General features: G+C 74.4%; 23 protein-coding genes and 1 pseudogene. 7 read left to right on the top strand and 17 right to left on the bottom strand.

All coding sequences use genetic code 11. The annotated features are described in order from the left end of the window. Positions 1–64: 64 nt before the first annotated feature. Together NRO40_RS18240 and NRO40_RS18235 are read left to right on the top strand one after the other, a co-directional pair. Positions 65–1306 (top strand): nucleotide sugar dehydrogenase, encoded by a 1242-nt coding sequence (locus NRO40_RS18240; protein WP_058943121.1) that lies wholly within the window; start codon positions 65–67, stop codon positions 1304–1306. Positions 1307–1544: 238 nt separating this feature from the next. Beyond that, positions 1545–2054 carry a hypothetical protein gene (locus tag NRO40_RS18235; protein WP_058943122.1) on the top strand — a complete coding sequence of 170 codons (510 nt, stop codon included), beginning with the start codon at positions 1545–1547 and terminating at the stop codon, positions 2052–2054. A 181-nt stretch (positions 2055–2235) separates the two neighbouring features. On the opposite strand, the gene NRO40_RS18230 is transcribed toward NRO40_RS18235, so the two are convergent. The 4 genes from NRO40_RS18230 to NRO40_RS18215 all read right to left on the bottom strand — a co-directional run bounded on the left by NRO40_RS18230 (position 2236) and on the right by NRO40_RS18215 (position 6658). Beyond that, a complete protein-coding gene (locus tag NRO40_RS18230) occupies positions 2236–3360 on the bottom strand; it encodes a GuaB3 family IMP dehydrogenase-related protein (protein WP_058943123.1) in 1125 nt (374 codons plus the stop codon). A 115-nt stretch (positions 3361–3475) separates the two neighbouring features. Continuing rightward, the gene (guaB, locus tag NRO40_RS18225; RefSeq protein WP_058943124.1) at positions 3476–4978 is read right to left on the bottom strand and encodes an IMP dehydrogenase; all 1503 of its coding nucleotides are present in this window, start codon (positions 4976–4978) and stop codon (positions 3476–3478) included. 223 nt (positions 4979–5201) lie between these two features. Beyond that, positions 5202–5807: a sigma-70 family RNA polymerase sigma factor gene (locus NRO40_RS18220; RefSeq protein WP_058943125.1), complete on the bottom strand. Its 606-nt coding sequence runs from the start codon at positions 5805–5807 to the stop codon at positions 5202–5204. A 239-nt stretch (positions 5808–6046) separates the two neighbouring features. Then, complete coding sequence (locus tag NRO40_RS18215; RefSeq protein WP_003948568.1) at positions 6047–6658, bottom strand: response regulator transcription factor; 612 nt, start codon at positions 6656–6658, stop codon at positions 6047–6049. 366 nt (positions 6659–7024) lie between these two features. On the opposite strand from NRO40_RS18215, the gene NRO40_RS18210 reads away from it, so the two are divergent. Next, positions 7025–7342 (top strand): WhiB family transcriptional regulator, encoded by a 318-nt coding sequence (locus NRO40_RS18210; protein ID WP_058943126.1) that lies wholly within the window; start codon positions 7025–7027, stop codon positions 7340–7342. A 384-nt stretch (positions 7343–7726) separates the two neighbouring features. On the opposite strand, the gene NRO40_RS18205 is transcribed toward NRO40_RS18210, so the two are convergent. Beyond that, positions 7727–8620: a LysR family transcriptional regulator gene (locus NRO40_RS18205; protein ID WP_058943127.1), complete on the bottom strand. Its 894-nt coding sequence runs from the start codon at positions 8618–8620 to the stop codon at positions 7727–7729. A 79-nt stretch (positions 8621–8699) separates the two neighbouring features. On the opposite strand from NRO40_RS18205, the gene NRO40_RS18200 reads away from it, so the two are divergent. Together NRO40_RS18200 and NRO40_RS18195 are read left to right on the top strand one after the other, a co-directional pair. Next, complete coding sequence (locus NRO40_RS18200) at positions 8700–9458, top strand: MOSC domain-containing protein (RefSeq protein WP_232791128.1); 759 nt, start codon at positions 8700–8702, stop codon at positions 9456–9458. Between the two features lie 10 nt (positions 9459–9468). Next, complete coding sequence (locus NRO40_RS18195; protein WP_058943128.1) at positions 9469–10242, top strand: SDR family NAD(P)-dependent oxidoreductase; 774 nt, start codon at positions 9469–9471, stop codon at positions 10240–10242. A 144-nt stretch (positions 10243–10386) separates the two neighbouring features. Here NRO40_RS18195 and groL read toward each other — a convergent pair whose 3' ends face one another. From groL to NRO40_RS18180, 3 genes are all read right to left on the bottom strand, one after another. Continuing rightward, entirely contained in the window at positions 10387–12015 is a 1629-nt protein-coding gene (gene groL, locus NRO40_RS18190; RefSeq protein WP_058943129.1) for a chaperonin GroEL, read from the bottom strand. Positions 12016–12171: 156 nt separating this feature from the next. After that, the gene (gene groES, locus NRO40_RS18185) at positions 12172–12480 is read right to left on the bottom strand and encodes a co-chaperone GroES (RefSeq protein WP_010471835.1); all 309 of its coding nucleotides are present in this window, start codon (positions 12478–12480) and stop codon (positions 12172–12174) included. Positions 12481–12708: 228 nt separating this feature from the next. Continuing rightward, positions 12709–13662 (bottom strand): polysaccharide deacetylase family protein, encoded by a 954-nt coding sequence (locus NRO40_RS18180; protein WP_058943130.1) that lies wholly within the window; start codon positions 13660–13662, stop codon positions 12709–12711. Positions 13663–13754: 92 nt separating this feature from the next. Between NRO40_RS18180 and NRO40_RS18175 the strand changes: the two genes are divergently transcribed. Next, entirely contained in the window at positions 13755–14975 is a 1221-nt protein-coding gene (locus NRO40_RS18175) for a class I SAM-dependent methyltransferase (RefSeq protein WP_058943131.1), read from the top strand. On the opposite strand, the gene NRO40_RS18170 is transcribed toward NRO40_RS18175, so the two are convergent. From NRO40_RS18170 to tsaB, 6 genes and pseudogenes are all read right to left on the bottom strand, one after another. After that, on the bottom strand, positions 14908–15585 hold the full coding sequence (locus tag NRO40_RS18170; protein ID WP_058943132.1) for a hypothetical protein: 678 nt from the start codon (positions 15583–15585) through the stop codon (positions 14908–14910). The two genes, NRO40_RS18175 and NRO40_RS18170, sit on opposite strands and share 68 nt — an antisense overlap. 602 nt (positions 15586–16187) lie before the next feature. Next, positions 16188–17099, bottom strand: a complete 912-nt coding sequence (locus NRO40_RS18165; protein WP_232791129.1) for a polysaccharide deacetylase family protein — start codon at positions 17097–17099, stop codon at positions 16188–16190. Positions 17100–17190: 91 nt separating this feature from the next. Continuing rightward, entirely contained in the window at positions 17191–17451 is a 261-nt protein-coding gene (locus NRO40_RS18160; protein ID WP_058943133.1) for a hypothetical protein, read from the bottom strand. After that, complete coding sequence (gene tsaD / locus NRO40_RS18155; RefSeq protein WP_058943134.1) at positions 17448–18557, bottom strand: tRNA (adenosine(37)-N6)-threonylcarbamoyltransferase complex transferase subunit TsaD; 1110 nt, start codon at positions 18555–18557, stop codon at positions 17448–17450. Before tsaD ends, NRO40_RS18160 begins: the two co-directional genes overlap by 4 nt. Before the next feature lie 268 nt (positions 18558–18825). Beyond that, positions 18826–19284 (bottom strand): annotated as a pseudogene (rimI, locus tag NRO40_RS18150) (ribosomal protein S18-alanine N-acetyltransferase); the annotation flags it as partial. Between the two features lie 20 nt (positions 19285–19304). After that, on the bottom strand, positions 19305–19958 hold the full coding sequence (gene tsaB / locus NRO40_RS18145) for a tRNA (adenosine(37)-N6)-threonylcarbamoyltransferase complex dimerization subunit type 1 TsaB (RefSeq protein WP_058943135.1): 654 nt from the start codon (positions 19956–19958) through the stop codon (positions 19305–19307). Between the two features lie 104 nt (positions 19959–20062). On the opposite strand from tsaB, the gene NRO40_RS18140 reads away from it, so the two are divergent. Next, positions 20063–20638: a L,D-transpeptidase gene (locus NRO40_RS18140; protein WP_232791130.1), complete on the top strand. Its 576-nt coding sequence runs from the start codon at positions 20063–20065 to the stop codon at positions 20636–20638. Between the two features lie 63 nt (positions 20639–20701). On the opposite strand, the gene NRO40_RS18135 is transcribed toward NRO40_RS18140, so the two are convergent. The 3 genes from NRO40_RS18135 to NRO40_RS18125 form a co-directional block, all read right to left on the bottom strand. Further along, the gene (locus NRO40_RS18135) at positions 20702–20941 is read right to left on the bottom strand and encodes a hypothetical protein (protein WP_058943137.1); all 240 of its coding nucleotides are present in this window, start codon (positions 20939–20941) and stop codon (positions 20702–20704) included. 157 nt (positions 20942–21098) lie between these two features. Continuing rightward, a complete protein-coding gene (gene tsaE / locus NRO40_RS18130; protein ID WP_058943138.1) occupies positions 21099–21617 on the bottom strand; it encodes a tRNA (adenosine(37)-N6)-threonylcarbamoyltransferase complex ATPase subunit type 1 TsaE in 519 nt (172 codons plus the stop codon). Positions 21618–21671: 54 nt separating this feature from the next. Beyond that, positions 21672–22979, bottom strand: a complete 1308-nt coding sequence (locus tag NRO40_RS18125) for an alpha/beta fold hydrolase (RefSeq protein WP_058943157.1) — start codon at positions 22977–22979, stop codon at positions 21672–21674. Positions 22980–23016 lie beyond the last annotated feature (37 nt).

The following is a 23016-nucleotide window of genomic DNA, read 5'->3' as shown; positions in this document are numbered from 1 at the left end:
CGTTCCGTCCACAGGACTTGCGCGTCTCGTCCCCTCCGGCTACTGGGAAGGACGGCCCATCCCCATGCCCGCAGACCTCGCCGTCATCGGCCTCGGCCACCTCGGACTCCCCCTGGCCCAGGCCGCCTCCGCAGCCGGTGTCGACACCATCGGCTACGACACCGACCCCCGCCCGGCGGCGGACCTCGCCGCGGGGCGGCCGCCGGTCGACGGCTCCCTGACCCCGTCGGAGATCCGGCGGATGCTCTCCGCCGGCTTCCGCCCGACGACCAACCCCGCCGAGCTGGGCCGCGTCCGCACGGCCGTCGTCTGCGCGCCCGCCCCGCCCGGCTCCTCCGGCACCCTCGACCTGACGGCCGTCACCGACGCCGTCCGCGCCCTCGCGGCCCGCCTGCGCCCGCACACCACCGTGCTGGTGGAGTCCCCGGTGCCGCCCGGCACGACCGAGGGCCCCCTCCGCGACCTCCTCGAAGAGGGCTCCGGGCTCCGAGCCGGGCGGGACTTCCACCTCGCCTACTCCCCCGCACGCCCCGCCCCGGAGGACCGTGACCACGGCCACGGCCACACGCCGAAGGTCATCGGCGGCCTCACCCCCGCCTGCACCGAGTCCGCCGCCGCCTTCTACGGCCGGCTCACCGACAAGGTGGTCCGGGCGCGCGGCCCGCGCGAGGCCGAGACGGTGCAGCTCCTGGAGACCAACTTCCGGCACGTCAACATCGCCCTGGTCAACGAGATGGCCGTGCTCTGCCACGAGCTGGGCGTCGACCTGTGGGACGTGATCCGGTGCGCGGAGACCAAGCCGTTCGGTTTCCAGGCGTTCCGGCCGGGCCCCGGCGTGGGCGGCCATTGCGCGCCCGTCGACACCGTCGGCACCCACCGCCCGCTGCGCCTGGTCGAGCTGGCGAGCCAGATCAACGAACGCATGCCGCAGTACGTCACCCGCCGCTGCGCCACCCTGCTGAACGAGCACGGCAAGTCCGTGCGCGGCGCCCGGGTCCTGCTGCTCGGCGTCACCCACAAGCCCGACCAGGCCGACCGCGCGGGATCACCCGCCCCCGAGATCGCGCGGCGGCTCCGGGAGATGGGCGCGGCGGTCAGCTACCACGACCCCTACGTACCGGTGTGGCGCGTCCACGACGTGCCGGTCCCGCGCGCGGACTCCCTCTACGAGGCGGCGGCCGGGGCCGACCTGACGATCCTGCTCCAGCACCACCGCACGTACGACCTCCAGGGCCTGGCCGTGAAGGCGCAGCTGCTGCTCGACACGCGCGGCGCCACCCCGGTGGGGGCGGCGCACCGCCTGTGACCCGCTCCGCCCCGCCGTCCGCCCCCGGCCCCTCCCGACCCGGTGCGGACGGCACACCTCCGGTGACGCGGCCCGCCCGCGACGCGCCCCGCCCCGGCCCCTCTCCGGGCGGATCACGGTCCGCTCACGCCCCGCCCGCCGTCGGTGCGGCCTGCTAATGTCCGCCTCTGATTCGCGCGGCCGTGGACACGTCATCTCCGTCCCGGCCGCGCACGGCTACTCCAGGGGGGACCCCACCATGAGCCAGTCCGTTCCGCCGCCGCAGTCCGGCAACCCGTTCGCCGGCGGCCCGGCCGCCGCGCCGCCGCCGTACCCGCAGGCCCCGGTCCCGCCGCCGGCGCCCGCGCGGAACAACATCGCCCTCGGGCTGCTGGCCGCGCTGGGCGCCGCCCTGGTCGCCGCCGGCGCGTACGGCGGCCTCGGGGGCGCGCTGGAGCGCGAGATCGGGTACGCGGCGGTCGGTGTCGGCCTGCTCGTCGGCTTCGTCGCCGGCAAGGTCGGCGGGCGCAACCCCGTCCTCGCCGTCGGTGCCGCGGCCTTCGCGGCGGGCGCCGTCTACCTGGGACAGCTGGTCGCCATCGCCGTCGTCTTCAGCAAGCTCGGCCAGGCGTCGTTCACGGAGATCTTCTTCGAGAACTTCACCGAGCTGGCGGACCTGTGGAAGACCGCCGCGGACGGGATGACGTACGTCTTCCTCGGCATCGGCGCGCTGACCGCCTTCGCCGGCGCCAAGAAGGGCGCCGCGTAACCGCGCCCCACGCCCGCCGCGCCACGCCGTCGCCCCGCTCCGCGGCCCCGCGTCCACGGCGCGGCACCGGCACCGGCACACGGAAGGGGCCCGCACCATCGGTGCGGGCCCCTTCCGTGCTCGGCGGCGCCTCCCGTGCTCGGCGGCGTCCCCCGCGCTCAGCGGGGGCCGCGGCCGGGCGTCAGCGGCTGTGCTGCGAGTCCGCGACCGTCACCTCGACGCGCTGGAACTCCTTGAGCTCGCTGTAGCCGGTCGTCGCCATGGCCCGGCGCAGGGCGCCGAAGAAGTTCATCGACCCGTCCGGCGAGTGCGAGGGACCGGTGAGGATCTCCTCCGTCGAACCGGCCACGCCGAGGTCGACGAGCTTGCCGCGCGGCACGTCCTCGTGGACGGCCTCCATGCCCCAGTGGTGGCCCTTGCCCGGGGCGTCCGTGGCGCGGGCGAGCGGGGAGCCCATCATCACCGCGTCGGCACCGCAGGCGATGGCCTTCGGCAGGTCGCCGGACCAGCCCACGCCGCCGTCGGCGATGACGTGCACGTACCGGCCGCCGGACTCGTCCATGTAGTCGCGCCGGGCGGCCGCCACGTCGGCGACGGCGGTGGCCATCGGGACCTGGATGCCGAGGACGTTGCGCGTGGTGTGCGCGGCGCCGCCGCCGAAGCCGACGAGCACGCCCGCCGCGCCCGTGCGCATCAGGTGCAGGGCGGCGGTGTAGGTCGCACAGCCGCCGACGATGACCGGGACGTCCAGCTCGTAGATGAACTGCTTGAGGTTGAGCGGCTCGGCCGCGCCGGAGACGTGCTCGGCGGAGACGGTCGTGCCGCGGATGACGAAGATGTCCACACCCGCGTCGACGACGGCCTTGGAGAACTGGGCCGTGCGCTGCGGGGAGAGCGCGGCGGCGGTGACGACGCCGGAGTCGCGCACCTCCTTGAGGCGCCGACCGATCAGCTCTTCCTTGATCGGGGCCGCGTAGATCTCCTGCAGACGGCGGGTCGCGGTCTCCTCGTCCAGCTCGGTGATCTCGTCGAGGAGCGGCTGCGGGTCCTCGTGGCGGGTCCAGAGGCCCTCCAGGTTGAGGACGCCGAGGCCGCCGAGCTCGCCGATGCGGATGGCGGTCGCCGGGGACACCACGGAGTCCATGGGCGCGGCCAGGAACGGCAGCTCGAAGCGGTAGGCGTCGATCTGCCACGCGATCGAGACCTCCTTCGGGTCCCGGGTGCGCCGGCTCGGTACGACGGCGATGTCGTCGAACGCGTACGCCCTGCGGCCGCGCTTGCCGCGCCCGATCTCGATCTCAGTCACGATGTGTGGCCTTTCCCTCTACGTCTGCGCCTACCAGTATCCCCGACACGCGCGTGAGGGGCGGTCCCGGCCGCATGCCGGGACCGCCCTCACCCGGGGTCCGTGCTGCTTCCTGCTACTTCCTGCTGTAGTTCGGCGCCTCGACCGTCATCTGGATGTCGTGCGGGTGGCTCTCCTTCAGCCCCGCCGACGTGATCCGGACGAACCGGCCGCGGTCCTGGAGCTCCGGGACGGTGCGGCCGCCGACGTAGAACATCGACTGGCGCAGACCGCCGACCAGCTGGTGGACGACCGCGGAGAGCGGGCCGCGGTAGGGCACCTGGCCCTCGATGCCCTCGGGGACCAGCTTCTCGTCGGAGGCGACGCCCTCCTGGAAGTACCGGTCCTTCGAGAAGGAGCGCTGCTCGCCCCGGGACTGCATGGCGCCGAGCGAGCCCATGCCGCGGTACGACTTGAACTGCTTGCCGTTGATGAACATCAGCTCGCCCGGGGACTCCTCGCAGCCGGCGAGCAGCGAGCCGAGCATGACCGTGTCCGCGCCGGCGACCAGGGCCTTGGCGATGTCGCCGGAGTACTGCAGTCCGCCGTCGCCGATGACCGGGACGCCGGCCGCGCGGGCGGCCAGGGCGGCCTCGTAGATCGCGGTGACCTGCGGGACGCCGATGCCGGCGACCACGCGGGTGGTGCAGATGGAGCCGGGGCCGACCCCGACCTTGATGGCGTCGGCGCCCGCGTCGACGAGCGCCTGGGCGCCGTCGCGGGTGGCGACGTTGCCGCCGATGACGTCGACGTTCGCGTTCGACTTGATCTTGGCGATCATGTCGCCGACCAGCTTGGAGTGGCCGTGCGCGGTGTCGACGACGATGAAGTCGACGCCCGCCTCGATCAGCGCCTGGGCGCGCTCGTACGCGTCGCCGGCGACACCGACGGCGGCGCCGACGAGGAGGCGGCCCTCCTTGTCCTTCGCGGCGTTCGGGTACTTCTCCGCCTTGACGAAGTCCTTGACGGTGATGAGGCCCTTGAGGAGGCCGGCGTCGTCGACGAGCGGCAGCTTCTCGATCTTGTGGCGGCGCAGCAGCTCCATGGCGTCCACGCCGGAGATGCCGACCTTGCCCGTCACCAGCGGCATGGGCGTCATGACCTCGCGCACCTGCCGGGCGCGGTCGGTCTCGAAGGCCATGTCGCGGTTGGTGACGATGCCGAGCAGCTTGCCCGCCTGGTCGGTGACCGGGACGCCGCTGATGCGGAACTTCGCGCAGATGGCGTCGGCCTCGGCGAGCGTGGCGTCGGGGTGGACCGTGATCGGGTCCGTGACCATGCCGGACTCGGACCGCTTGACCAGGTCGACCTGGTTGGCCTGGTCGGCGATCGAGAGGTTGCGGTGGAGGACGCCGACACCGCCCTGGCGGGCCATGGCGATGGCCATGCGGGCCTCGGTGACCTTGTCCATCGCGGCCGAGAGCAGCGGGATGTTGACCCGGACGTTCCGCGAGAGCCGCGACGAGGTGTCGATCTGGTCGGGCGCCATGTCCGACGCGCCCGGCAGCAGCAGCACGTCGTCGTAGGTCAGCCCGAGTGTCGCGAATTTCTCGGGCACTCCGTCGACGTTGGCAGTCATGACACCTTCCCCAATGGCCTTGATCGGTGCGGATGTCCATGCTAACGGGCTGCGCGCGTGTCTCATTCCACGAGCAAGATCACCCGGAAGCTTCGTACGTTCACACGTATGACATCCGCCATACGGCGGCGCCGGTGACCCCGTACGGCGGGCCGGCGGCCCGCGTTCCTCCCGGCCGGCCGCGTCCTGCCGCCCGGTCCTCGTCCTGCCGACCGGCCGTGTCCTACTGCCCGGCCAGCGCCCGGAGGCGGCTGAGCGCGCGGTGCTGCGCCACCCGGACGGCCCCGGGGGACATGCCGAGCATCTGGCCGGTCTCCTCGGCGGTGAGTCCCACGGCGACCCGCAGGACCAGCAGCTCGCGCTGGTTGTCCGGGAGGTTGGCGAGGAGTCGGCGGGCCCATTCGGCGTCGTCACTGAGGAGGGCCCGCTCCTCGGGGCCGAGCGAGTCGTCCGGGCGCTCGGGCATCTCGTCGGAGGGCACGGCGGTGGAGCCGGGGTGGCGCATGGCGGCGCGCTGGAGGTCGGCGACCTTGTGCCCGGCGATGGCGAAGACGAACGCCTCGAAGGGGCGGCCCGTGTCCTTGTAGCGGGGCAGGGCCATGAGGACGGCGACGCAGACCTCCTGCGCGAGGTCCTCGACGAAGTGGCGCGCGTCGCCGGGCAGGCGGTTGAGCCGGGTGCGGCAGTAGCGCAGGGCCAGCGGGTGGACGTGGGCCAGCAGGTCGTGCGTGGCCTGCTCGTCCCCCTCCACCGCGCGGTGGACGAGTGCGCCGATCGACCCCCGCCCCGCGGGGGGCGTGGGGGTGGTCGGCGTCTGGTCGTCACGCATCGGTCCATGGTGCCTTGACCGCGACCGCTCCGTGGCACCGCGTCCAGCCTTGTGCACCGAAGCGTTATGAGCAGGTGCGCCGGAAGTCATCCCCTGCGCCCTCCCCTCCCGCTCGATCGACTCGTCCCCGAGGAACTCCACTCCTCAAGGATGCGGCATCGCGCAGGAAACAGACATCAGGCCTGCGCCACCCCGTCCGCCGCCCGGCGGACGGGGATGAGAACGGCCACCGCTGGGACCTAGCGCACCAGGCCCCAGCGGAAGCCGAGCGCGACGGCGTGGGCCCGGTCCGAGGCGCCGAGCTTCTTGAACAGCCGGCGGGCGTGGGTCTTGACCGTGTCCTCGGAGAGGAACAGCTCGCGCCCGATCTCGGCGTTCGACCGGCCGTGGCTCATGCCCTCCAGCACCTGGATCTCCCGGGCGGTGAGCGTCGGCGCGGCGCCCATCTCGGCGGAGCGCAGCCGGCGCGGGGCGAGCCGCCACGTGGGGTCGGCGAGCGCCTGCGTGACCGTGGCCCGCAGCTCGGCGCGCGAGGCGTCCTTGTGCAGGTAGCCGCGGGCACCGGCGGCGACGGCGAGGGCGACGCCGTCGAGGTCCTCCGCGACCGTGAGCATGATGATGCGGGCGCCGGGATCCGCGGAGAGAAGCCGGCGGACGGTCTCGACGCCGCCCAGACCGGGCATGCGCACGTCCATCAGGATCAGGTCCGAGCGGTCGGCGCCCCAGCGGCGCAGGACTTCCTCGCCGTTGGCCGCGGTCGTCACGCGCTCGACGCCGGGCACGGTGGCGACGGCGCGGCGGAGCGCTTCTCGGGCAAGCGGGGAGTCGTCGCAGACGAGGACGGATGTCATGGCCGTCCTCCGCAGCTGATGCGCGTCACCTTGGGCCTCCAGGCTGGTTACGAATCGTCACCTGAGCGGTCGACGCCCTCGGGCGTCGGCCCGAGCGCTTGTGCTTCAACCGCTCCGCACTCTCAACGACGGTCACTCGAAAGAGTTACGGGTGCGGGCACCTCTTCCGACACTCTACGTGAGGGAGTGCACACGGAGGAGAGCGCCGCAGGTCACCGCCGCTTCACTCAGAGCTATGCCCCATTTAGCGGCTTTTCCTTCCCTTTGGTGGTGTCTGTAGCTAGATTCGCAATGAGTCATATTTACATCTACTCCGACAAGTAGACCGCTCAGTAAGCTCAGTACGGCACCAAGGGGACATGCGCCATGGCAGATTTCTCCCGCCTTCCCGGACCCAACGCCGACCTGTGGGACTGGCAGCTGCTCGCGGCCTGTCGAGGGGTCGACAGCTCGCTCTTCTTCCACCCCGAGGGAGAGCGCGGCGCCGCACGGAGCGCGCGTGAGAACTCCGCGAAGGAGGTCTGCATGAGGTGCCCGGTCCGCGCCGAGTGCGCGGCCCACGCGCTGGCGGTGCGGGAGCCCTACGGCGTATGGGGCGGCCTGACCGAGGACGAGCGCGAGGAGCTCATGGGCCGGGCGCGCTCCCGGCTGATCACGACCTCGGGGGCGGCGGGCCACGGCTGACGGCGGATACGCCGGCCTTATCGGAAAAAACGTTTCAGCACAGCGGAGCGGGCGCACGCCGGCTGTGCCGGGCACGCATGTCCGCGTGGCGCGCCGCGCGGAAGGGGGGCGTGAGCGCGGGCGCACGACGGGGGTGCGCTGAGCACGGGCGCGCCAGGCGGGTGCGCTGAGCACGGGCGCGCGAGGCGGGTGCGCATGAGCGTGGGCGCGTGACGCGGGGTATATGCGCACGGGTGTGTGACCTGCGCGTGGTGCGCGGGTGACGTGCGTGCCACCCGGGGCGGGCCGGGCGGCACGCCCCGGGTGAGGGGCTGTGCCTGGCCGGGGCCCGGGGCGGGCGCGGGCCTGCGGCGGCGGGTGGCGTCGCCGGCCGGTGCCCCGTGCCTAGCCGCGCGCCGCCGCCTCCGCGAGCCGGTCGAGGGTGGCCGCGACCGCCGGGACCTGGGCGAGGTCCGGCAGCGTGAGAGCGACGATCTCCCGTTCGACCGCGGGCTCCACCACGACCGTCCGGGCGCCGCGCGGCCGGACCGACTCGACGGCCAGCTCCGGCAGGACGGCCACGCCGAGGCCCGCGCCGACGAGACCCACGACCGCCGGGTAGTCGTCCGTCGCGAAGTCGATGCGCGGGGTGAACCCGGCGCCCTCGCAGACGTCCACCAGCTGCCGGCGGCAGCGCGGGCAGCCGGCGATCCACGGCTCGTCGGCCAGCTCCCCGATCGCCACGGACCCCGCGCCGGCGAGGCGGTGGCCCTCCGGTACGAGCCCCACGAGCCGGTCGGTGAGCAGGGGGCGGACGACGAGGTCGTCCCACTCGGCCGCGCCGCCCGCGTACCGGAAGGCGAGCGCCACGTCGCAGTCGCCCTCGCGGAGCATCTCGACCGAGCGCGGCGGCTCCGCCTCGACGAGCGAGACCCGGGTGCCGGGGTGGGCGGCGCGCAGGGCGGCGAGGGCGGTGGGCACCAGCGTGGAGCTGCCGCTGGGGAACGAGACGAGGCGTACGCGGCCCGCCCGGAGGCCGGCGATGGCGGCGACCTCCTCCTCCGCGGCGGTCAGCCCGGCGAGGATGCCCGCGGCGTGCCGGACGAGGGCCTCGCCCGCCTGGGTGAGGCGCATCTCGCGGCCGGTGCGGATGAGCAGCGGCGTGCCGGCGGAGGACTCCAGGGCCTTCATCTGCTGGCTGACGGCCGGCTGGGTGCAGCCCAGTTCACGGGCCGCGGCGGAGAAGGAGCCGGTGGCGGCGACGGCGCGGAGCACTCGGAGGTGGCGGGCTTCGATCACGCCATGAATATAAGGGGCGCTTTGGACCGGCGCGAAATATCCCGTGGATCGTTTGAGGGGGCGGCGCTACCGTGCGCGCATGGACGAGCCGATGGTGGGGCGCGTGCTGACGGTGAACGTCGGGCGGGCGCGGAAGGTGGCGTACACGAGTGCGCCGAGCGGGGAGACCGGGATCGGGAAGGTGCCGGTGGAGGGGCCCGTCCGGGTGGCGGACCCGGGGCCGAAGGGCGAGGGCGGCGGGGGGCTGGCCGGGGACGCGGTCTGCGACCGGCGCCACCACGGCGGCTCCGACCAGGCGGTGTACGCCTTCGCGCGCGAGGAGCTGGACCACTGGGAGCGGGAGCTCGGCCGGACGCTGCCCAACGGCTGCTTCGGTGAGAACCTGACGACCCGTGGGGTGGACGTGGACGGCGCGCTGCTCGGTGAGCGGTGGCGGATCGGGCCGTCGCTGGTGCTGGAGGTGTCGGACGCGCGCATTCCCTGCCGCACCTTCGCCGGCCGGCTGGGCGAGCCGGGGTGGGTCCGGCGGTTCACCGGGCGCGGGGCGCCGGGCGCTTACCTGCGGGTGGTCGTGCCGGGGGAGGTCCGGGCGGGCGACCGCGTGGAGGTGCTCCACCGGCCGGACCACGACGTGACGGTGGCGCTGGCGTTCCGCGCCGCGACGACCCGGCGCGAGCTGCTGCCGCGGATCCTCGCCGCGGGCGGGGCCGCGCACCCCGAACTGCGGGCGGCGGCACGGCAGTACGCGGCCGGGCGCGACCGGGTGCCCGCGCCGGCCCGGGGGGTGGGGCCGGGCGCCCGACCGGGCGCCTCTCCGCCGCGGGACACGGGGCACTAACGTGCCGCGTATGACGAGTGCACTGATTACTGGCGCGACCGCGGGCATCGGGGCCGCGTTCGCGCGGCGGCTGGCGGCCGACGGCCATGACGTGGTCCTGGTCGCCCGCGACGTGGACCGGCTGCGGGAGCAGGCGACCGAACTGCACGACCGGCACGGCGTGGAGGCGGAGGTGCTGCCCGCGGACCTCGCGGACGACGCCGGCATCGCGGCCGTGGAGGCCCGCCTCGCGGACACCAAGCGGCCGGTGGACCTGCTGGTCAACAACGCGGGCTTCGGCAACAAGGGCCGGTTCCTCGACGTGGCGATGGCCGACGAGTTGAGGATGCTGAAGGTGCACTGCGAGGCGGTGCTGCGGCTCACGGCGGCCGCGACGGCGACGATGCGCGAGCGGCGCCGGGGCGGCGTGGTGAACGTGGCGTCCGTCGCCGCGTTCGTGCCGCGCGGCACCTACGGGGCGTCGAAGTCGTGGGTCGTGCAGTTCACCCAGGGCGCGGCGCGGGACCTCTCGGGGAGCGGGGTGCGGCTGATGGCGCTGTGCCCCGGCTTCGTCCGGACGGAGTTCCACCAGCGGGCCGGCATGGGCACGGACAACATCCCCGGCTGGATGTGGCTGGACGCCGACAAGGTCGTGGCGGAGGCGCTGGCGGATTTGGCGCGAGGCCGGACGCTGTCGGTGCCCGACCCGCGGTACAAGGCGCTGATGGGTGTGGTGAAGCTGGCGCCGCGCGGTCTGCTGGGCGGGGTGAGCTCCCGGGCGGGGCGCAAGTTCGGCCCGAAGTAGCCGCGGGCGCCGCCGGTAGGGGCGGCGCCGGTACGGGCGGCGCGCCGGTGCCCGTGGACACGGGCGAGGCCCGGTACCCCTGAGGGGTACCGGGCCTCGTCGTGCTCGACGCGGGGTCGAGGCGCGCGGCGTCGCCGCGGCGCGTCAGTGCGAGTGGCCGTGACCGTGGCCGTGGCCCGCGTCCGCCGGCTCCTCTTCCTTCTTCTCCACCACGAGGGTCTCGGTGGTGAGGAGGAGGGAGGCGATGGAGGCGGCGTTCTCCAGGGCCGAGCGGGTGACCTTCACCGGGTCGATGACGCCGGCCTTGACCAGGTCGCCGTACTCGCCGGTGGCGGCGTTGAAGCCCTGGCCCTTGTCGAGGTCGGCGACCTTCGAGGTGATGACGTAGCCCTCGAGGCCGGCGTTCTCGGCGATCCAGCGCAGCGGCTCGACGGCGGCGCGGCGGACGACGGCGACACCGGTGGCCTCGTCGCCCTCCTTGCCGAGGTTGCCCTCCAGCACCTTGACGGCGTGGACCAGAGCGGAGCCACCACCGGAGACGATGCCCTCCTCGACCGCGGCGCGGGTCGCGGAGATGGCGTCCTCCAGACGGTGCTTCTTCTCCTTCAGCTCCACCTCGGTGGCGGCGCCGACCTTGATGACGCACACGCCGCCGGCCAGCTTCGCGAGGCGCTCCTGGAGCTTCTCGCGGTCCCAGTCGGAGTCGGTGGTCTCGATCTCGCCCTTGATCTGGGCGATGCGGCCGGTGACGTCCTCGGAGTTGCCGCCACCGTCGACGATGGTGGTGTCGTCCTTGGTGACGGTCACGCGGCGGGCGGTGCCCAGCACGTCGAGGCCGACCTGGTCGAGCTTGAGGCCGACCTCCTCGGCGACGACCGTGGCGCCGGTGAGGGCGGCCATGTCGCCGAGCATCGCCTTGCGGCGGTCGCCGAAGCCGGGGGCCTTGACCGCGACGGCGTTGAACGTGCCGCGGATCTTGTTGACGACCAGGGTCGACAGGGCCTCGCCCTCGACGTCCTCGGCGACGATCAGCAGCGGCTTGGAGGCGCCGGACTGGATGATCTTCTCCAGCAGGGGCAGCAGGTCCGCGATGGAGGCGATCTTGCCCTGGTGGATCAGGATGTACGGGTCGTCGAGGACGGCCTCCATGCGCTCCTGGTCCGTGACCATGTACGGGGACAGGTAGCCCTTGTCGAAGGCCATGCCCTCGGTGAAGTCCAGCTCCAGACCGAAGGTGTTGGACTCCTCGACGGTGATGACGCCGTCCTTGCCGACCTTGTCCATCGCCTCGGCGATGAGCTCGCCGACCTGCTGGTCCTGGGCGGACAGCGCGGCGACGGCCGCGATGTCGGACTTCTCCTCGATCGGGCGGGCCGTGGCGAGCAGCTCGTCGGAGACGGCCTTGACCGCGGCGTCGATGCCCTTCTTCAGGGCGGCCGGGGAGGCGCCGGCGGCGACGTTGCGCAGGCCCTCGCGGACGAGCGCCTGGGCGAGCACGGTGGCGGTGGTGGTGCCGTCACCCGCGATGTCGTTGGTCTTGGTCGCCACCTCCTTCACCAGCTGCGCGCCGAGGTTCTCGAACGGGTCGTCGACCTCGATCTCGCGGGCGATCGTCACACCGTCGTTGGTGATGGTGGGGGCGCCGAACTTCTTGTCGATGACGACGTTGCGACCACGGGGGCCGATCGTCACCTTGACGGTGTCGGCAAGCTTGTTGACGCCGCGCTCAAGGGCGCGACGGGCGTCCTCGTCGAACTTCAGGATCTTCGCCATGGGAGCGGTTCAGCCCTCTCGGTACTGGGTGGAAACGAGCGGCGCCCCTCGCCGCCCGGCGCACGTGCGGCAGCACAGCAACGGGGGCCAGGGGCGCAGCTCAAGGCACGTGGAGCACGGAGTCACGCCGGGGGGCGAACCCCCCGGACCCCCGGACTACTTCTCGACGATCGCGAGGACGTCGCGGGCCGAGAGGACGAGGTACTCCTCGCCGCTGTACTTCACCTCGGTGCCGCCGTACTTGCTGTACAGCACGATGTCGCCGGTCTTGACGTCGAGCGGCAGGCGCTCGCCGTTCTCGAAACGGCCCGGGCCCACGGCCAGGACGACGCCCTCCTGGGGCTTCTCCTTCGCCGTGTCCGGGATGACCAGGCCAGAGGCGGTGGTCTGCTCTGCGTCGAGCGGCTGGACCACAATGCGGTCCTCGAGCGGCTTGATGGCAACCTTGGAGCTGGTGGTCGTCACGATCCGACCTCCCCCTTCGGAGATCTCACGGGGTCAACTGTCTGAGGTGGCGACCAGGTGGATCCGTCGTCGCGGGTGCCGGACCTGCCCGTCGCTGTGTTGGCACTCTCCGGTGGGGAGTGCCAGAGCCGAGACTATGACCGCGATTAGCACTCGGTCAAGCGGAGTGCCAACGAACCGCCGCGCGCCGCCCTCCGCTCGCACGTGCGTACGAGGCGGAAGGGGGGTTCAGACGTAGTCCTCCAGCCTGGCCACCGCGTACCCGCGCGCCGTGATGGTGTCCATGGCGCGGCGCACCATGTCGGCCATCGAGCCCTTCCAGTCGCCGCGCCCCCGGAAGTGCGAGAGGACGATGTCGCCGGGGTGCAGGTCGCGGTCCCACTCCCGCCACTCCATGCGATCGGGGAACACCTCGGCGGACCACAGCGGCACCGCCTTGATCCCGCAGGAGCGGGCGGCGCGCAGCGTGTCGGCGTCGTAGTTCCCGTACGGCGGGCGGAAGAGGGTGGGGCGCGTACCGAAGCGCTTCTCGAGGGTGTCCTGCTGGCCGCAGATCTCGCGCCGCTGCTCGTCGTAGTCGAGCGCGGGCATGTAGCGGTGGTTGAGGGTGTGGTTGTGCAGGGCCACGCCCCGGTCCCGCATGCGCGCGAAGTACGCGTAGTCGTCCTTGACCACGTAGTCGCTGAGGAACGCGCTGTACGGGATGCCCAGTTCGGTCATCATCCGCAGCAGCTCCGGGTCCTTCTCGGCCCCGTCGTCGATCGTCAGGAAGACGATCCGGTCCCGGGTCGGGACGGTGGTGAAGACCGGCGGGAGCGAGGGGTCGCCCACCTCGAAGCCCTTGCGGAAGGTGATCTTCGGCTTCACCGCCGGAGGCGCGGGCGGCAGGAGCGGGGTCCGCTTCAGCCCCCACCGGCGCGCGGCGACGGCCCGCGCCGCCTGGGTGCGCCGGAAGCGTTCGACGTAGGCGGCGAGGGCCCCGGACGCGGTGCGCGGCGGCGCCTGCCGGGCCTCGGCGCCGGGCTCGCCCTGCCGGCCGTGGGCCCCGGGGCCGCCGCCCTGCGCCGCGGGCCGCTCCTCGGTTCCGCAGGCCGTACCGAGGACCCCGAGAAGCAGGACGGTGGCGATCCCCCGCCATACCCGATTTCCTGATGATGGACGCATTTGTCGTACTAGCTGCATGGCGCCGCATCCTGTCAGCGCACCGGCCCTCGGCACGGGCGACACCGCCGCCACACCCGCACCATCCCCCGCCTGGACCACACTGGACGAGAATGGGGCGGGTGACCGATCTCGCCGCCTTCTCCGCGCTCCGCACCCCCGAGGGCCACGCTCTCCTCGCCGAACTGCGCCACTACGACCCCGCGGAGGAGCTGGCCGTCGCCTCGCGACTGCGCCGCGACCACCCGGCGGACCTGGTCTCCGCGGCGCTCGGGCAGGCCCGGCTGCGGCAGCGGGCGGTGGCGAAGTTCGGCGGGGAGGACGCGTACCGCATGTTCTTCACCCCGAACGGCGTCGAGCAGTCCACCCGCAGGGCCGTCGCCGAGCACCGTGCGGCCGTCTTCGCCCGGCTCGGCGTCCGGGCCGTCGCCGACCTGTGCTGCGGCATCGGCGGGGACGCCCTCGCCCTCGCCCGCGCCGGCATCCGGGTCCTCGCCGTCGACCGCGACCCGCTCACGGCGGCCGTCGCCCGCGCCAACGCCGAGGCGCTCGGCCTCGCGGAGCTGATCGAGGTGCGCTGCGCCGACGTCACGGAGGTCGACACCGCCCCGTACGACGCCGTCTTCGTCGACCCCGCCCGGCGCGGCGCGGCGACGGGCGGCGGCCGGGGCGCCGGGCGGATCTTCGACCCGGAGGCGTACTCCCCGCCACTGTCCTGGGCGGTCGACACCGCGCGCCGCGCCCCGCACGCCGCGCTGAAGATCGCGCCGGGCATCCCGCACGAGGTGATCCCCCCGGAGGCCGAGGCCGAGTGGATCTCGGACGGCGGCGACGTGAAGGAGGCCGTGCTGTGGTTCGGCACAGCCCCCGGCGCCGTGCGCGCGACCCTGCTGCCGTCCGGCGCCTCGCTCGCCGTGTCCGCGCCGCCGCCCGCCCCGCCGGTCCGGCCGGTGGGTCGCTACCTGTACGAGCCGGACGGCGCCGTGATCCGGGCGCACCTGGTCGCGGAGGTCGTCCGCGAGGTGGGCGGCGGGCTCGTCGACGAGACCATCGCCTACGTCACCGCCGACGAGCTGCGCCCGACGCCGTACGCGACCGCGTACGAGATCACCGACGAGCTGCCGTTCAACGTGAAGCGGCTGAAGGCGCTGCTGCGGGAGCGCGAGGTGGGGATCCTCACCGTGAAGAAGCGCGGTTCGGCGGTGGCGCCGGAGGAGCTGCGCCGCAAGGTGAAGCCGAAGGGCCCGAACTCCGCGACGGTCTTCCTCACACGTGTGGCGGGCGCGCCGACGATGCTGGTCGGGCGGCCCGCGGCACCGACCGGACGGGACTGAGCAGCCGCACGGCCGTCCGGAAGTGGGCCACGGCCCTCGCCCCGCCCACCAGGCCGTGCACCCACAGCAGGAGCCCGGCGCCCACCGCGAAGCCGACCTCCGCGTACGTCGTCGTACCGGGCCGGGCCGCCGCGGGCACGCCGACGCACAGGGCCAGGCCCGCCGCGCCCAGCGCGAACGACACGAGCAGCCACGCCAGGCTCCGACCCGCGGCGCGGTGCCGGGCGTCGCGCTCCGGGGCGCGGTCCAGGGCCGCCCACCGGACGAGCAGCCGGTGCGCCGCGACGTCCCGGCGCACGCCGCCGACCTGGAAGAAGCCCGCCGGGACGAGCGCGGCGAGCCCCGCCCCCGCGAAGAGGAAGGCGGGCGCGGCCCCGAGCGGGTCCAGGGCCTCGTCGAACCCGATCCAGGCGGCACCCACCAGACTCCAGCCGACCTCCAGCACCAGCAGCCACACCAGGAACAGCGCGAGCCGGCCGCCACCCAGCGAGGCGCGACCCAGCACGGTCAGGGCCCGGTCGCGGTCGGCGAGCAGCGCGGCACGGTCGGGCCAGCTCCGCAGGTGCGGGGGCGGCGGGGGCGGGGGCAGGGGATCACGACGGGACGACACGGGCCGAGGCTAGGACGCGTACCGCGGGCGCCCGTCACCGGGTCCCGTACCGGGGCGACGGGCACCGGGGGCCGGCGGACACCGGGGGTGCCGGGGTGCCGGGGGTGCCGGGGTGCGCCGGTCATCGAGGGGGGAGCCGGGGTCGGCCGCGGGCCCATCAGGGCCGGCGGCGAGCCCGCCCAGGTCCGGCTACGGGCGCGTCGGCGCCGGGGCCGAGCGGCTGTGGCGCCCGGGGCGGCGGGCACGGGAGCGCCGTGTACCAGGCCCCGGGGGCGTCACCGAGAGCACCGGAGCAGGCCGCAGGCCCGCCCAGGTCCGGCTACGGGCGCGTCGGCGCCGAGCGGCTGCGGTGCCCGGGGCGGCGGGCACGGGAGCGCCGTGTACCAGGGCCTCGGGGCGTCACCGAGAGCACCGGAGCAGGCCGCAAGCCCGCCCAGGTCCGGCAACGGGCGCGTCGGCGCCGGGGGCGTCCACCCCGGGTGCCGGAGCAGGCCGCTGGCCCAGCAGGTCAGGTCACGGGCCCGGCCGGTCGGCAGTGGGCCCGTCGGGGCCGGCGTCCGGCCGCGAGACGGAGCCGGCGGGCGGCGGGCGGCGGGCGGGGGTCAGACGTAGTCCTCCAGGCGCGCCACGGTGAAGCCCTGCTCCTGTACGCGCCGGAGGAGGTTCGCGGTCATCTCCGTCATGGACGTGCCCTTGAGGTCGGCCGGGCCGCGGAAGTGGGCGAGGACGATGTCGCCGGGGTGCAGCTTCCGGTCGCCGCGCTGGTACTGCATGTCGGTGATCTGCATGGACTCGCGCCACAGGACGATCGCGTCGACCCCGCACCGGCCGGCGGCGGCCCGGGTGTCCTCGTTCCAGTTGCCGTAGGGCGGGCGGAAGAGCCGCGGGGCCGTGCCGTACGTCTCCCGGAGCCGCCGCTGCTGACCGCAGATCTCGCGCTCCTGCTCCCCGGCCCCGAGGGTGCGCAGGTTCGGGTGGGTCAGCGTGTGGTTGGCGACGCCGTTCCCGAGGGCGGCGAGCGGCTTGAAGTAGCCGTAGTCGGCGCGTATCGCCGAGTCGGTGAGGAACATCGTGAAGGGGACGTCCAGGTCCCGCATCATCTCGGCGAACTTCGGGTCCTTCTCGGCGCCGTCGTCGATGGTGAGGAAGACGACCTTGTCCTTCGTCGGCACGTCGCTGATGACGGGCACCCGCTCGGCGCCGGTGCGGACGGTCCTGACCGGCTTCACCGCGGGCGCGGCGGGCGGCGCGGGCAGCGGCTCCAGGCCCCACTTGCGGTACGCGGCGGCCCTCTGCGCCGCGTCCGGCGGACCGGCCTCGCCGCCCCCGGTGCCCGCCCCTGCCCCGTTCTCCCGCGCGGACGGGGCAGGGGTGGAGGCGGCCGTCCAGTCGGGGCCCGGCCGCGCGGCCGAACCGCCGCCACCACCGCCGCCCGTCGTACAGCCCGCCGCGAGCCCCGTCGCCACCAGGGCGGACAGCGCCGCCACCGCCACCTTCACCGTCGTCCTGTTCACAGGACAGTGGATGCGGAAACACACCCCCGCGGTTCACTCGTTCGGGGGAACGGAGCGAAGGGGCACAGGTCAGGGGGGCGCCCCGAGGGGTCTAGTCGACGCCGTGCGAGGTGAAGCGCCAGCGGTGGACCGGGCGGGTCACGAGCTCCGCGGGCGGCTCCGGGAGCTCCGGCGGCCCGGGAAGCCCGGGGGACGTTTCCCACCAGGTCAGGACCAGCACCCGGTCCTGCGGCGCCGTGAACGTCTCGCGGCGCAGCGGCCGGGCGGCCGGCCGCTGGGCGCGGGCCCACTCCAGGAGCTCGGCGCCCCGGCCGGGTACGGCCCGGGCCTCCCACATCAGGGTGACCGTCACGAGTAGAGGTTCTCCTTGCTGATCTCGTGCAGGTGGTCGTGGTCGTGGTCATGGTCGTGGTGGTGGCCCGGGACGTGCGGGTCCGTCACCGGCAGCGAGGAGTCCGCGGAGAGCTCCAGGTCCGAGGCGGGCCGGTTGCGGGCGACCATCTCGGCGCCGAGCGCCGCCACCATCGCGCCGTTGTCGGTGCACAGGCCGGGGCGCGGGACGCGCAGCCGGATGCCGGCGCGCTCGCAGCGCTCCTGCGCGAGCGCGCGCAGCCGGGAGTTGGCCGCCACGCCGCCGCCGATCATCAGGTGGTCGACGCCCTCGTCCTTGCAGGCCCGTACGGCCTTGCGGGTCAGGACGTCCACGACGGCCTCCTGGAAGGAGGCGGCGACGTCCCGCACGGGCACCTCCTCGCCCGCCTTCCGCTTGGCCTCGACCCAGCGGGCCACGGCGGTCTTGAGGCCGGAGAAGGAGAAGTCGTACGCGGGGTCCCGCGACCCGGTGAGCCCCCGCGGGAAGGCGATGGCCTGCGGGTCGCCCTCCTTGGCCAGCCGGTCGATGACCGGGCCGCCCGGGAAGCCCAGGTCCAGCAGGCGGGCGATCTTGTCGAACGCCTCGCCCGCCGCGTCGTCGATGGTCGCGCCCATGGGGCGGACGTCGGCGGTGATGTCGGGGGCGAGGAGGAGCGAGGAGTGGCCGCCGCTGACCAGCAGCGCCATCGTCGGCTCGGGCAGCGGTCCGTGCTCCAGCTGGTCGACGCAGATGTGCGAGGCGAGGTGGTTGACCCCGTACAGCGGCTTGCCGAGCGCGTAGGCGTACGCCTTCGCCGCGGAGACGCCCACCAGCAGCGCGCCCGCGAGGCCGGGACCCGCCGTGACGGCGATGCCGTCGAGGTCGCGCGGGGAGACGCCGGCGTCCTTCAGGGCGCGCTCGATGGTGGGGACCATGGCCTCCAGGTGCGCGCGGGAGGCGATCTCGGGGACGACGCCGCCGAAGCGGGCGTGCGTGTCCACGCTCGACGCGATGGCGTTCGCGAGCAGGGTGGTACCGCGGACGATGCCGACGCCGGTCTCGTCGCAGGACGTCTCGATACCGAGGACGAGGGGTTCGTCAGCCATGGGTCTCAACGCTCTCAGGTGTCTCGGTGGTCTCGGTGGTCTCGGATGTCTCGGGTGTCTCGGTGGGGCCTGTCGGGCCGGTGGGGCCAGTGGGACCGGGTCTCTCGGTGGGTTCGGGTGCACCAGTGGCCCCGGTCGACCCAGTGACCCCGGCCGACCCGGGGGTACCGGCCGACCCGGGGGTGCCGCACGCCTCGGGCGTCTGCGTCGTCTGCGTCGGCTCCGGCGGCTCCGGCGTACCGGGCGGCTCGGTGGCCGGGTGGGCCCCGGGAGCCGCGCCGGTGTCGTGCAGGGCCAGGCGCATCACCAGCGCGTCGACGTTGCCCGGCTGGTAGTAGCCGCGGCGGAAGCCGATCGGCTCGAAGCCGAAGCGCTCGTAGAGCCGCTGGGCCCGCGTGTTGTCCACCCGTACCTCCAGCAGTACCTCCTCGCACTCGAAGGAGGTGGCGTGGTGCAGGAGCTCGGTCAGCAGCCGGGCGCCGAGGCCGGTGCCCCAGTGCGCGCGGGCGACCGCGATGGTCTGGACGTCGCCGAGTCCGCCCGCCGCCGCGAGGCCCGCGTATCCGGCGATCCGCCTGTCCGCGTCCTCGGCGACGACGTACCGGCGGGTGGCACCCGGTCCGCGCGCGTGGGCCAGCTCGGACCAGAACATCCCCTCCGACCAGGCGTCGTCGGGGAACAGCTCCCGTTCCAGCTCCAGCACCGGCGCGATGTCCCACCAGCGCATCTCACGCAGCACGGGCCCGGTCACCGGGGCGTGACCACCTTGTAGTTCTTCGGCACCTGGGCGTCGGGCCGGCGCAGGTACAGGGGCAGCGGCTCCAGCAGCCGCTCCCCCGCCGCGAGCCGCTCGGCCGCCAGCGCGGCCAGCGCGGCCGCCGACTGGTGCTCGGGGTCGCGGGCGTCGGGGAAGACCTCGGTGTACAGCCGCGCTCCGGCGCCGACCGCGGGGAGTCCGGCCACCCGCTCGGCGATGTCGGCGGGCCGGTCGACGGACGGCTCGGTGACACGGGTGCGGCAGTCGTCGTACCGGGCCCAGTAGACCTCCTTGCGGCGCGCGTCCGTGGCGACCACGAACGGCTCCTCGATGCCGGAGGCGTACGCGAGCCCGTCGAGCGTGCACAGCCCGTGGACGGGGACGCCGAGCGCGGAGGCGAAGGTGGCGGCCGTGACGAGGCCGACGCGCAGCCCGGTGTACGGGCCGGGCCCGACCCCCACGACGACGTCCGTGACGGCGTCGAGGCCGAGGCCCGCGTCGCCCAGCACGCGGTGGACGGCGGGGAGCAGCAGCTCCCCGTGGCGACGGGCGTCGACCTGGTGGGACCGGGCGAGGACGGACCGCCCGTCGTGCAGGGCGACGGTGACGGCGGGCGTGGCGGTATCCATGGCGAGCAACAGCACGCGAACAGCCTACGGCGCCCGTGGGCCGGGCACGGCGCCCCGGTACCGGCCCGGCGCTGCTGCTACCGTCACACACCGATACGTCGTACGAGAGGTGGGGCAGCGTGGCAAGGAGCAGCTCGGGATTCGTGGCCGGGCTCACGGCGGCGGCGCTCGCGGCGGTCGGCTTCCTCGCCTACCAGGCGTCGGCCGGCGCCGCCGACCTCCGGTCCCGCACGAAGCCCGCGAGCACCGCGTCACCGTCCCCGGCGACCGCCCCGGCCGCTCCGGGGTCCGCCGGCAAGCCCGCCCCCGACGCCCTGGCGCTGCCTCCGCGGTCCGGGTCGGGCGAGCGGGTCGTGTACGCGCTGGGCGACCGGCGGGTCTGGTTGGTCGACGACGGTGACAAGGTCCTGCGGACGTTCCCGGTCATGCCGAGCGCGGTCAGCCCGACGCCCGGCACCTACACGGTGACCTCCCGGACCGGAAAGGTCCGCGGCTCGGACGGGGTGCAGGTCGAGCACGTGGTGCGGTTCGCCGTGGTGGACGGCGTGACCGTGGGCTTCAGCGCGGCCGTGGACGGCTCGATGTCCAGCCCCGACCCGTCCCGCAGGACCGGCGGGGTGCGGATGGCGCGCGCCGACGGCGACGCGCTGTGGACGGTCGCGACGGTCAAGTCCACGGTCGTCGTCGTCCCCTGACGTCCCCACCGCCGCCCCGTTCGGGGGCGGGCCCCCCTCTCCGGACGCGCCTCGGCGCCGCGGTCACGCGGCCCGGGGCGCCTGGTGTTTCCGGGGCCCGGTGGACCCGTCCGCCCCGCCGGCACCCTCGGCCGGGGCCGCGGCGGCGTCGTCGGCCTCGCCCGCCGCCGCGTCGTCGGCGGTGTCCTCGACGGGGACACGGCGCGGCGGCGTGGACACGGCGTCGGCGGCAGCGCAGGACGCCAGCAGATCACGCATGGACACGTCCGACGGCTGCGGCCGCTCCGACTGCTGCTGCGGCATGGTTGCCTCCTGGCTCCACGGGCGGGACGAGCGTAGTTAGGCAGACCTAACCAACGGCTGGTATCCATGTGACCACGCCTCGGAGGTACGGCGCAACAATGTGCCGACGAGTTGTCGGAAAGTACGGCCCCGGGTCGGGGCGCACAGTGACGCGACGTCAGCGCAGCGCGAGGTCCGCGCCCTCCCAGCGCGACCCGAGGCCGGTCAGCGTGACCTCGCGCCGGTCGTCGTCGGTCGCGCCGACGACCCGGTCGATCACCACGTGCAGCCGGTCGTCGGTCAGCTCCTCGACCTTGCCGTCGCCCCACTCCACGACGACCACCGAGTCCGGCAGCGAGACGTCGAGGTCCAGGTCCTCCATCTCGTCCAGGCCGCCGTTCAGCCGGTACGCGTCGACGTGCACGAGGGCGGGTCCGTCGACCAGGGACGGGTGGACGCGGGCGATGACGAACGTCGGGGAGGTGACCGCGCCGCGCACGCCGAGCCCTTCGCCGAGGCCCCGCGTCAGGGTCGTCTTGCCGGCGCCCAGCTCGCCGGTGAGCATCACGAGGTCACCGGGGCGCAGCAGCCCGGCCAGGGCGCGGCCGAGCTCCTGCATCTCGTCGGGCGAGTGGACGGTCAGTCGGGCTGTGGCGGCCACGGGGACCCCCGCCGTCTCCGTGTGGGCCGCTTCCATGTGCGACGCCTCCGTGTGCGCCGCTTCGGTGTGTGCTGCTTCCATACCGCCAACCTAACCGCTGTCGGCGACCGCCCCCACCGCCCCCGGGGCCAGCGCGCCGGCCCGTACGAGCAGCGCGGCGAGGTGCTCGGTGACCGTCTCCGGGTGCTCCAGCATCACGAGGTGCCCGCCGTCCGGCACGACGACCAGCTCGGCCTCCGGCAGCAGGGCGGCGATGGCCTCCGTGTGGGAGCCGGGCGTCACCATGTCGCGCCCGCCCGCCAGCGCCAGCACCGGGACGCCCGCGGCGGCGAGGACGGCGAGCGCGTCCGCCTTGTCGTGCTCGGCGAAGGCCGGGTAGAACTCGGCGACCACGTCTATCGGGGTCGCCTCGATCATCCGCTCCGCGAAACGCGCGACGGCCGGGTCCACGTCCCGCGTCCCGAAGCTGTAGCGGCGCACCACCCCGGCGAAGAGGTCGGCGGTGGCCCGCCGGCCCCGCTCCACCAGCTCCGGCCGGGTGCCCAGGGCGCGCAGCACGCCCGGGAGCATCCGGCGCGCGGCGTTCACCCCGGTCACCGGCAGGCCGAAGGTGACCTCGGCGAGCCGCCCCGACGACGTACCGACGAAGGCGACGCCGGCGACCCGGTCCCGCACGAGATCGGGGTACTGGTCGGCCAGCGCCATGATCGTCATGCCGCCCATGGAGTGGCCCACGAGGACCAGCGGGCCCTCGGGCGCCGCCGCGTCGATGACGGCCCGCAGGTCGCGGCCGAGCTGGTCCATGGAGACCGGCGTCCCGTCGGCGCCGCCCTGCGCGACACCGCGCCCGGAGCGGCCGTGGCTGCGCTGGTCCCAGTGGACGGTGCGGACCAGGCCGCGCAGCGCGGCCCGCTGGAAGTGCCAGGAGTCCTGGTTGAGGCAGTAGCCGTGGCTGAAGACGACGGTGACGGGAGTGGTGATGGCACTCCCCCGCGCCTCGGCGTCCCCGCGCACCCGCCCGGCCGCGCCGGCCCCACCGGTTCCACCAGCCCCACCGGTCCTGTCGGGGTCCTCCGCCCTGCGGAGCTCGCCGCCCCGGCCGTCCCCGTCGACCTCGTCCGCCCCGCCGACCTCGTCGACCTCGTACCGCAGCGCCGTGCCGTCGTCGGCGTACGCCGTGCCGGGTGTGCCGCGCAGCGCGCCGTACGGGCCGGCCGTGTCGAGGGCGAGCCGGGCGTCGCGGCGGACGCCGCGTCCGACCGTGAGCCGCTCCAGGGCGACCCCGGCGGCCGCCGTCGCGGCGACGACCCCGAGCGCGGCCCCGGCGAACCCGGCGCGCCGGCGCCAGGCGCCGCCCGCCGCGGCCCCGGCGACGGCCCCGACGGTGTCGCCGACCATCCCGCCGACCACGTCACCGACCGCGCCCGCCGCCGCC

The sequence above is a fragment of the Streptomyces changanensis genome (genome assembly GCF_024600715.1).
GTDB lineage: Bacteria > Actinomycetota > Actinomycetes > Streptomycetales > Streptomycetaceae > Streptomyces > Streptomyces changanensis.
This window is presented reverse-complemented; position numbering and strand designations above follow the sequence as displayed.

What these genes read in the sequence shown, in the direction of transcription:
- NRO40_RS18240 (WP_058943121.1), top strand. Translation starts at nt 65, where the DNA reads ATGCCCGCAGACCTCGCCGTCATCGGCCTCGGCCACCTCGGACTCCCC.
- NRO40_RS18235 (WP_058943122.1), top strand. Translation starts at nt 1,545, where the DNA reads ATGAGCCAGTCCGTTCCGCCGCCGCAGTCCGGCAACCCGTTCGCCGGC.
- guaB (WP_058943124.1), bottom strand. Translation starts at nt 4,978, where the DNA reads ATGACTGCCAACGTCGACGGAGTGCCCGAGAAATTCGCGACACTCGGG.
- NRO40_RS18220 (WP_058943125.1), bottom strand. Translation starts at nt 5,807, where the DNA reads ATGCGTGACGACCAGACGCCGACCACCCCCACGCCCCCCGCGGGGCGG.
- NRO40_RS18215 (WP_003948568.1), bottom strand. Translation starts at nt 6,658, where the DNA reads ATGACATCCGTCCTCGTCTGCGACGACTCCCCGCTTGCCCGAGAAGCG.
- NRO40_RS18210 (WP_058943126.1), top strand. Translation starts at nt 7,025, where the DNA reads ATGGCAGATTTCTCCCGCCTTCCCGGACCCAACGCCGACCTGTGGGAC.
- NRO40_RS18200 (WP_232791128.1), top strand. Translation starts at nt 8,700, where the DNA reads ATGGACGAGCCGATGGTGGGGCGCGTGCTGACGGTGAACGTCGGGCGG.
- NRO40_RS18195 (WP_058943128.1), top strand. Translation starts at nt 9,469, where the DNA reads ATGACGAGTGCACTGATTACTGGCGCGACCGCGGGCATCGGGGCCGCG.
- groL (WP_058943129.1), bottom strand. Translation starts at nt 12,015, where the DNA reads ATGGCGAAGATCCTGAAGTTCGACGAGGACGCCCGTCGCGCCCTTGAG.
- NRO40_RS18180 (WP_058943130.1), bottom strand. Translation starts at nt 13,662, where the DNA reads ATGCAGCTAGTACGACAAATGCGTCCATCATCAGGAAATCGGGTATGG.
- NRO40_RS18175 (WP_058943131.1), top strand. Translation starts at nt 13,755, where the DNA reads ATGGGGCGGGTGACCGATCTCGCCGCCTTCTCCGCGCTCCGCACCCCC.
- tsaD (WP_058943134.1), bottom strand. Translation starts at nt 18,557, where the DNA reads ATGGCTGACGAACCCCTCGTCCTCGGTATCGAGACGTCCTGCGACGAG.
- NRO40_RS18135 (WP_058943137.1), bottom strand. Translation starts at nt 20,941, where the DNA reads ATGCCGCAGCAGCAGTCGGAGCGGCCGCAGCCGTCGGACGTGTCCATG.
- tsaE (WP_058943138.1), bottom strand. Translation starts at nt 21,617, where the DNA reads ATGGAAGCGGCCCACACGGAGACGGCGGGGGTCCCCGTGGCCGCCACA.
- NRO40_RS18125 (WP_058943157.1), bottom strand. Translation starts at nt 22,979, where the DNA reads ATGGTCGGCGACACCGTCGGGGCCGTCGCCGGGGCCGCGGCGGGCGGC.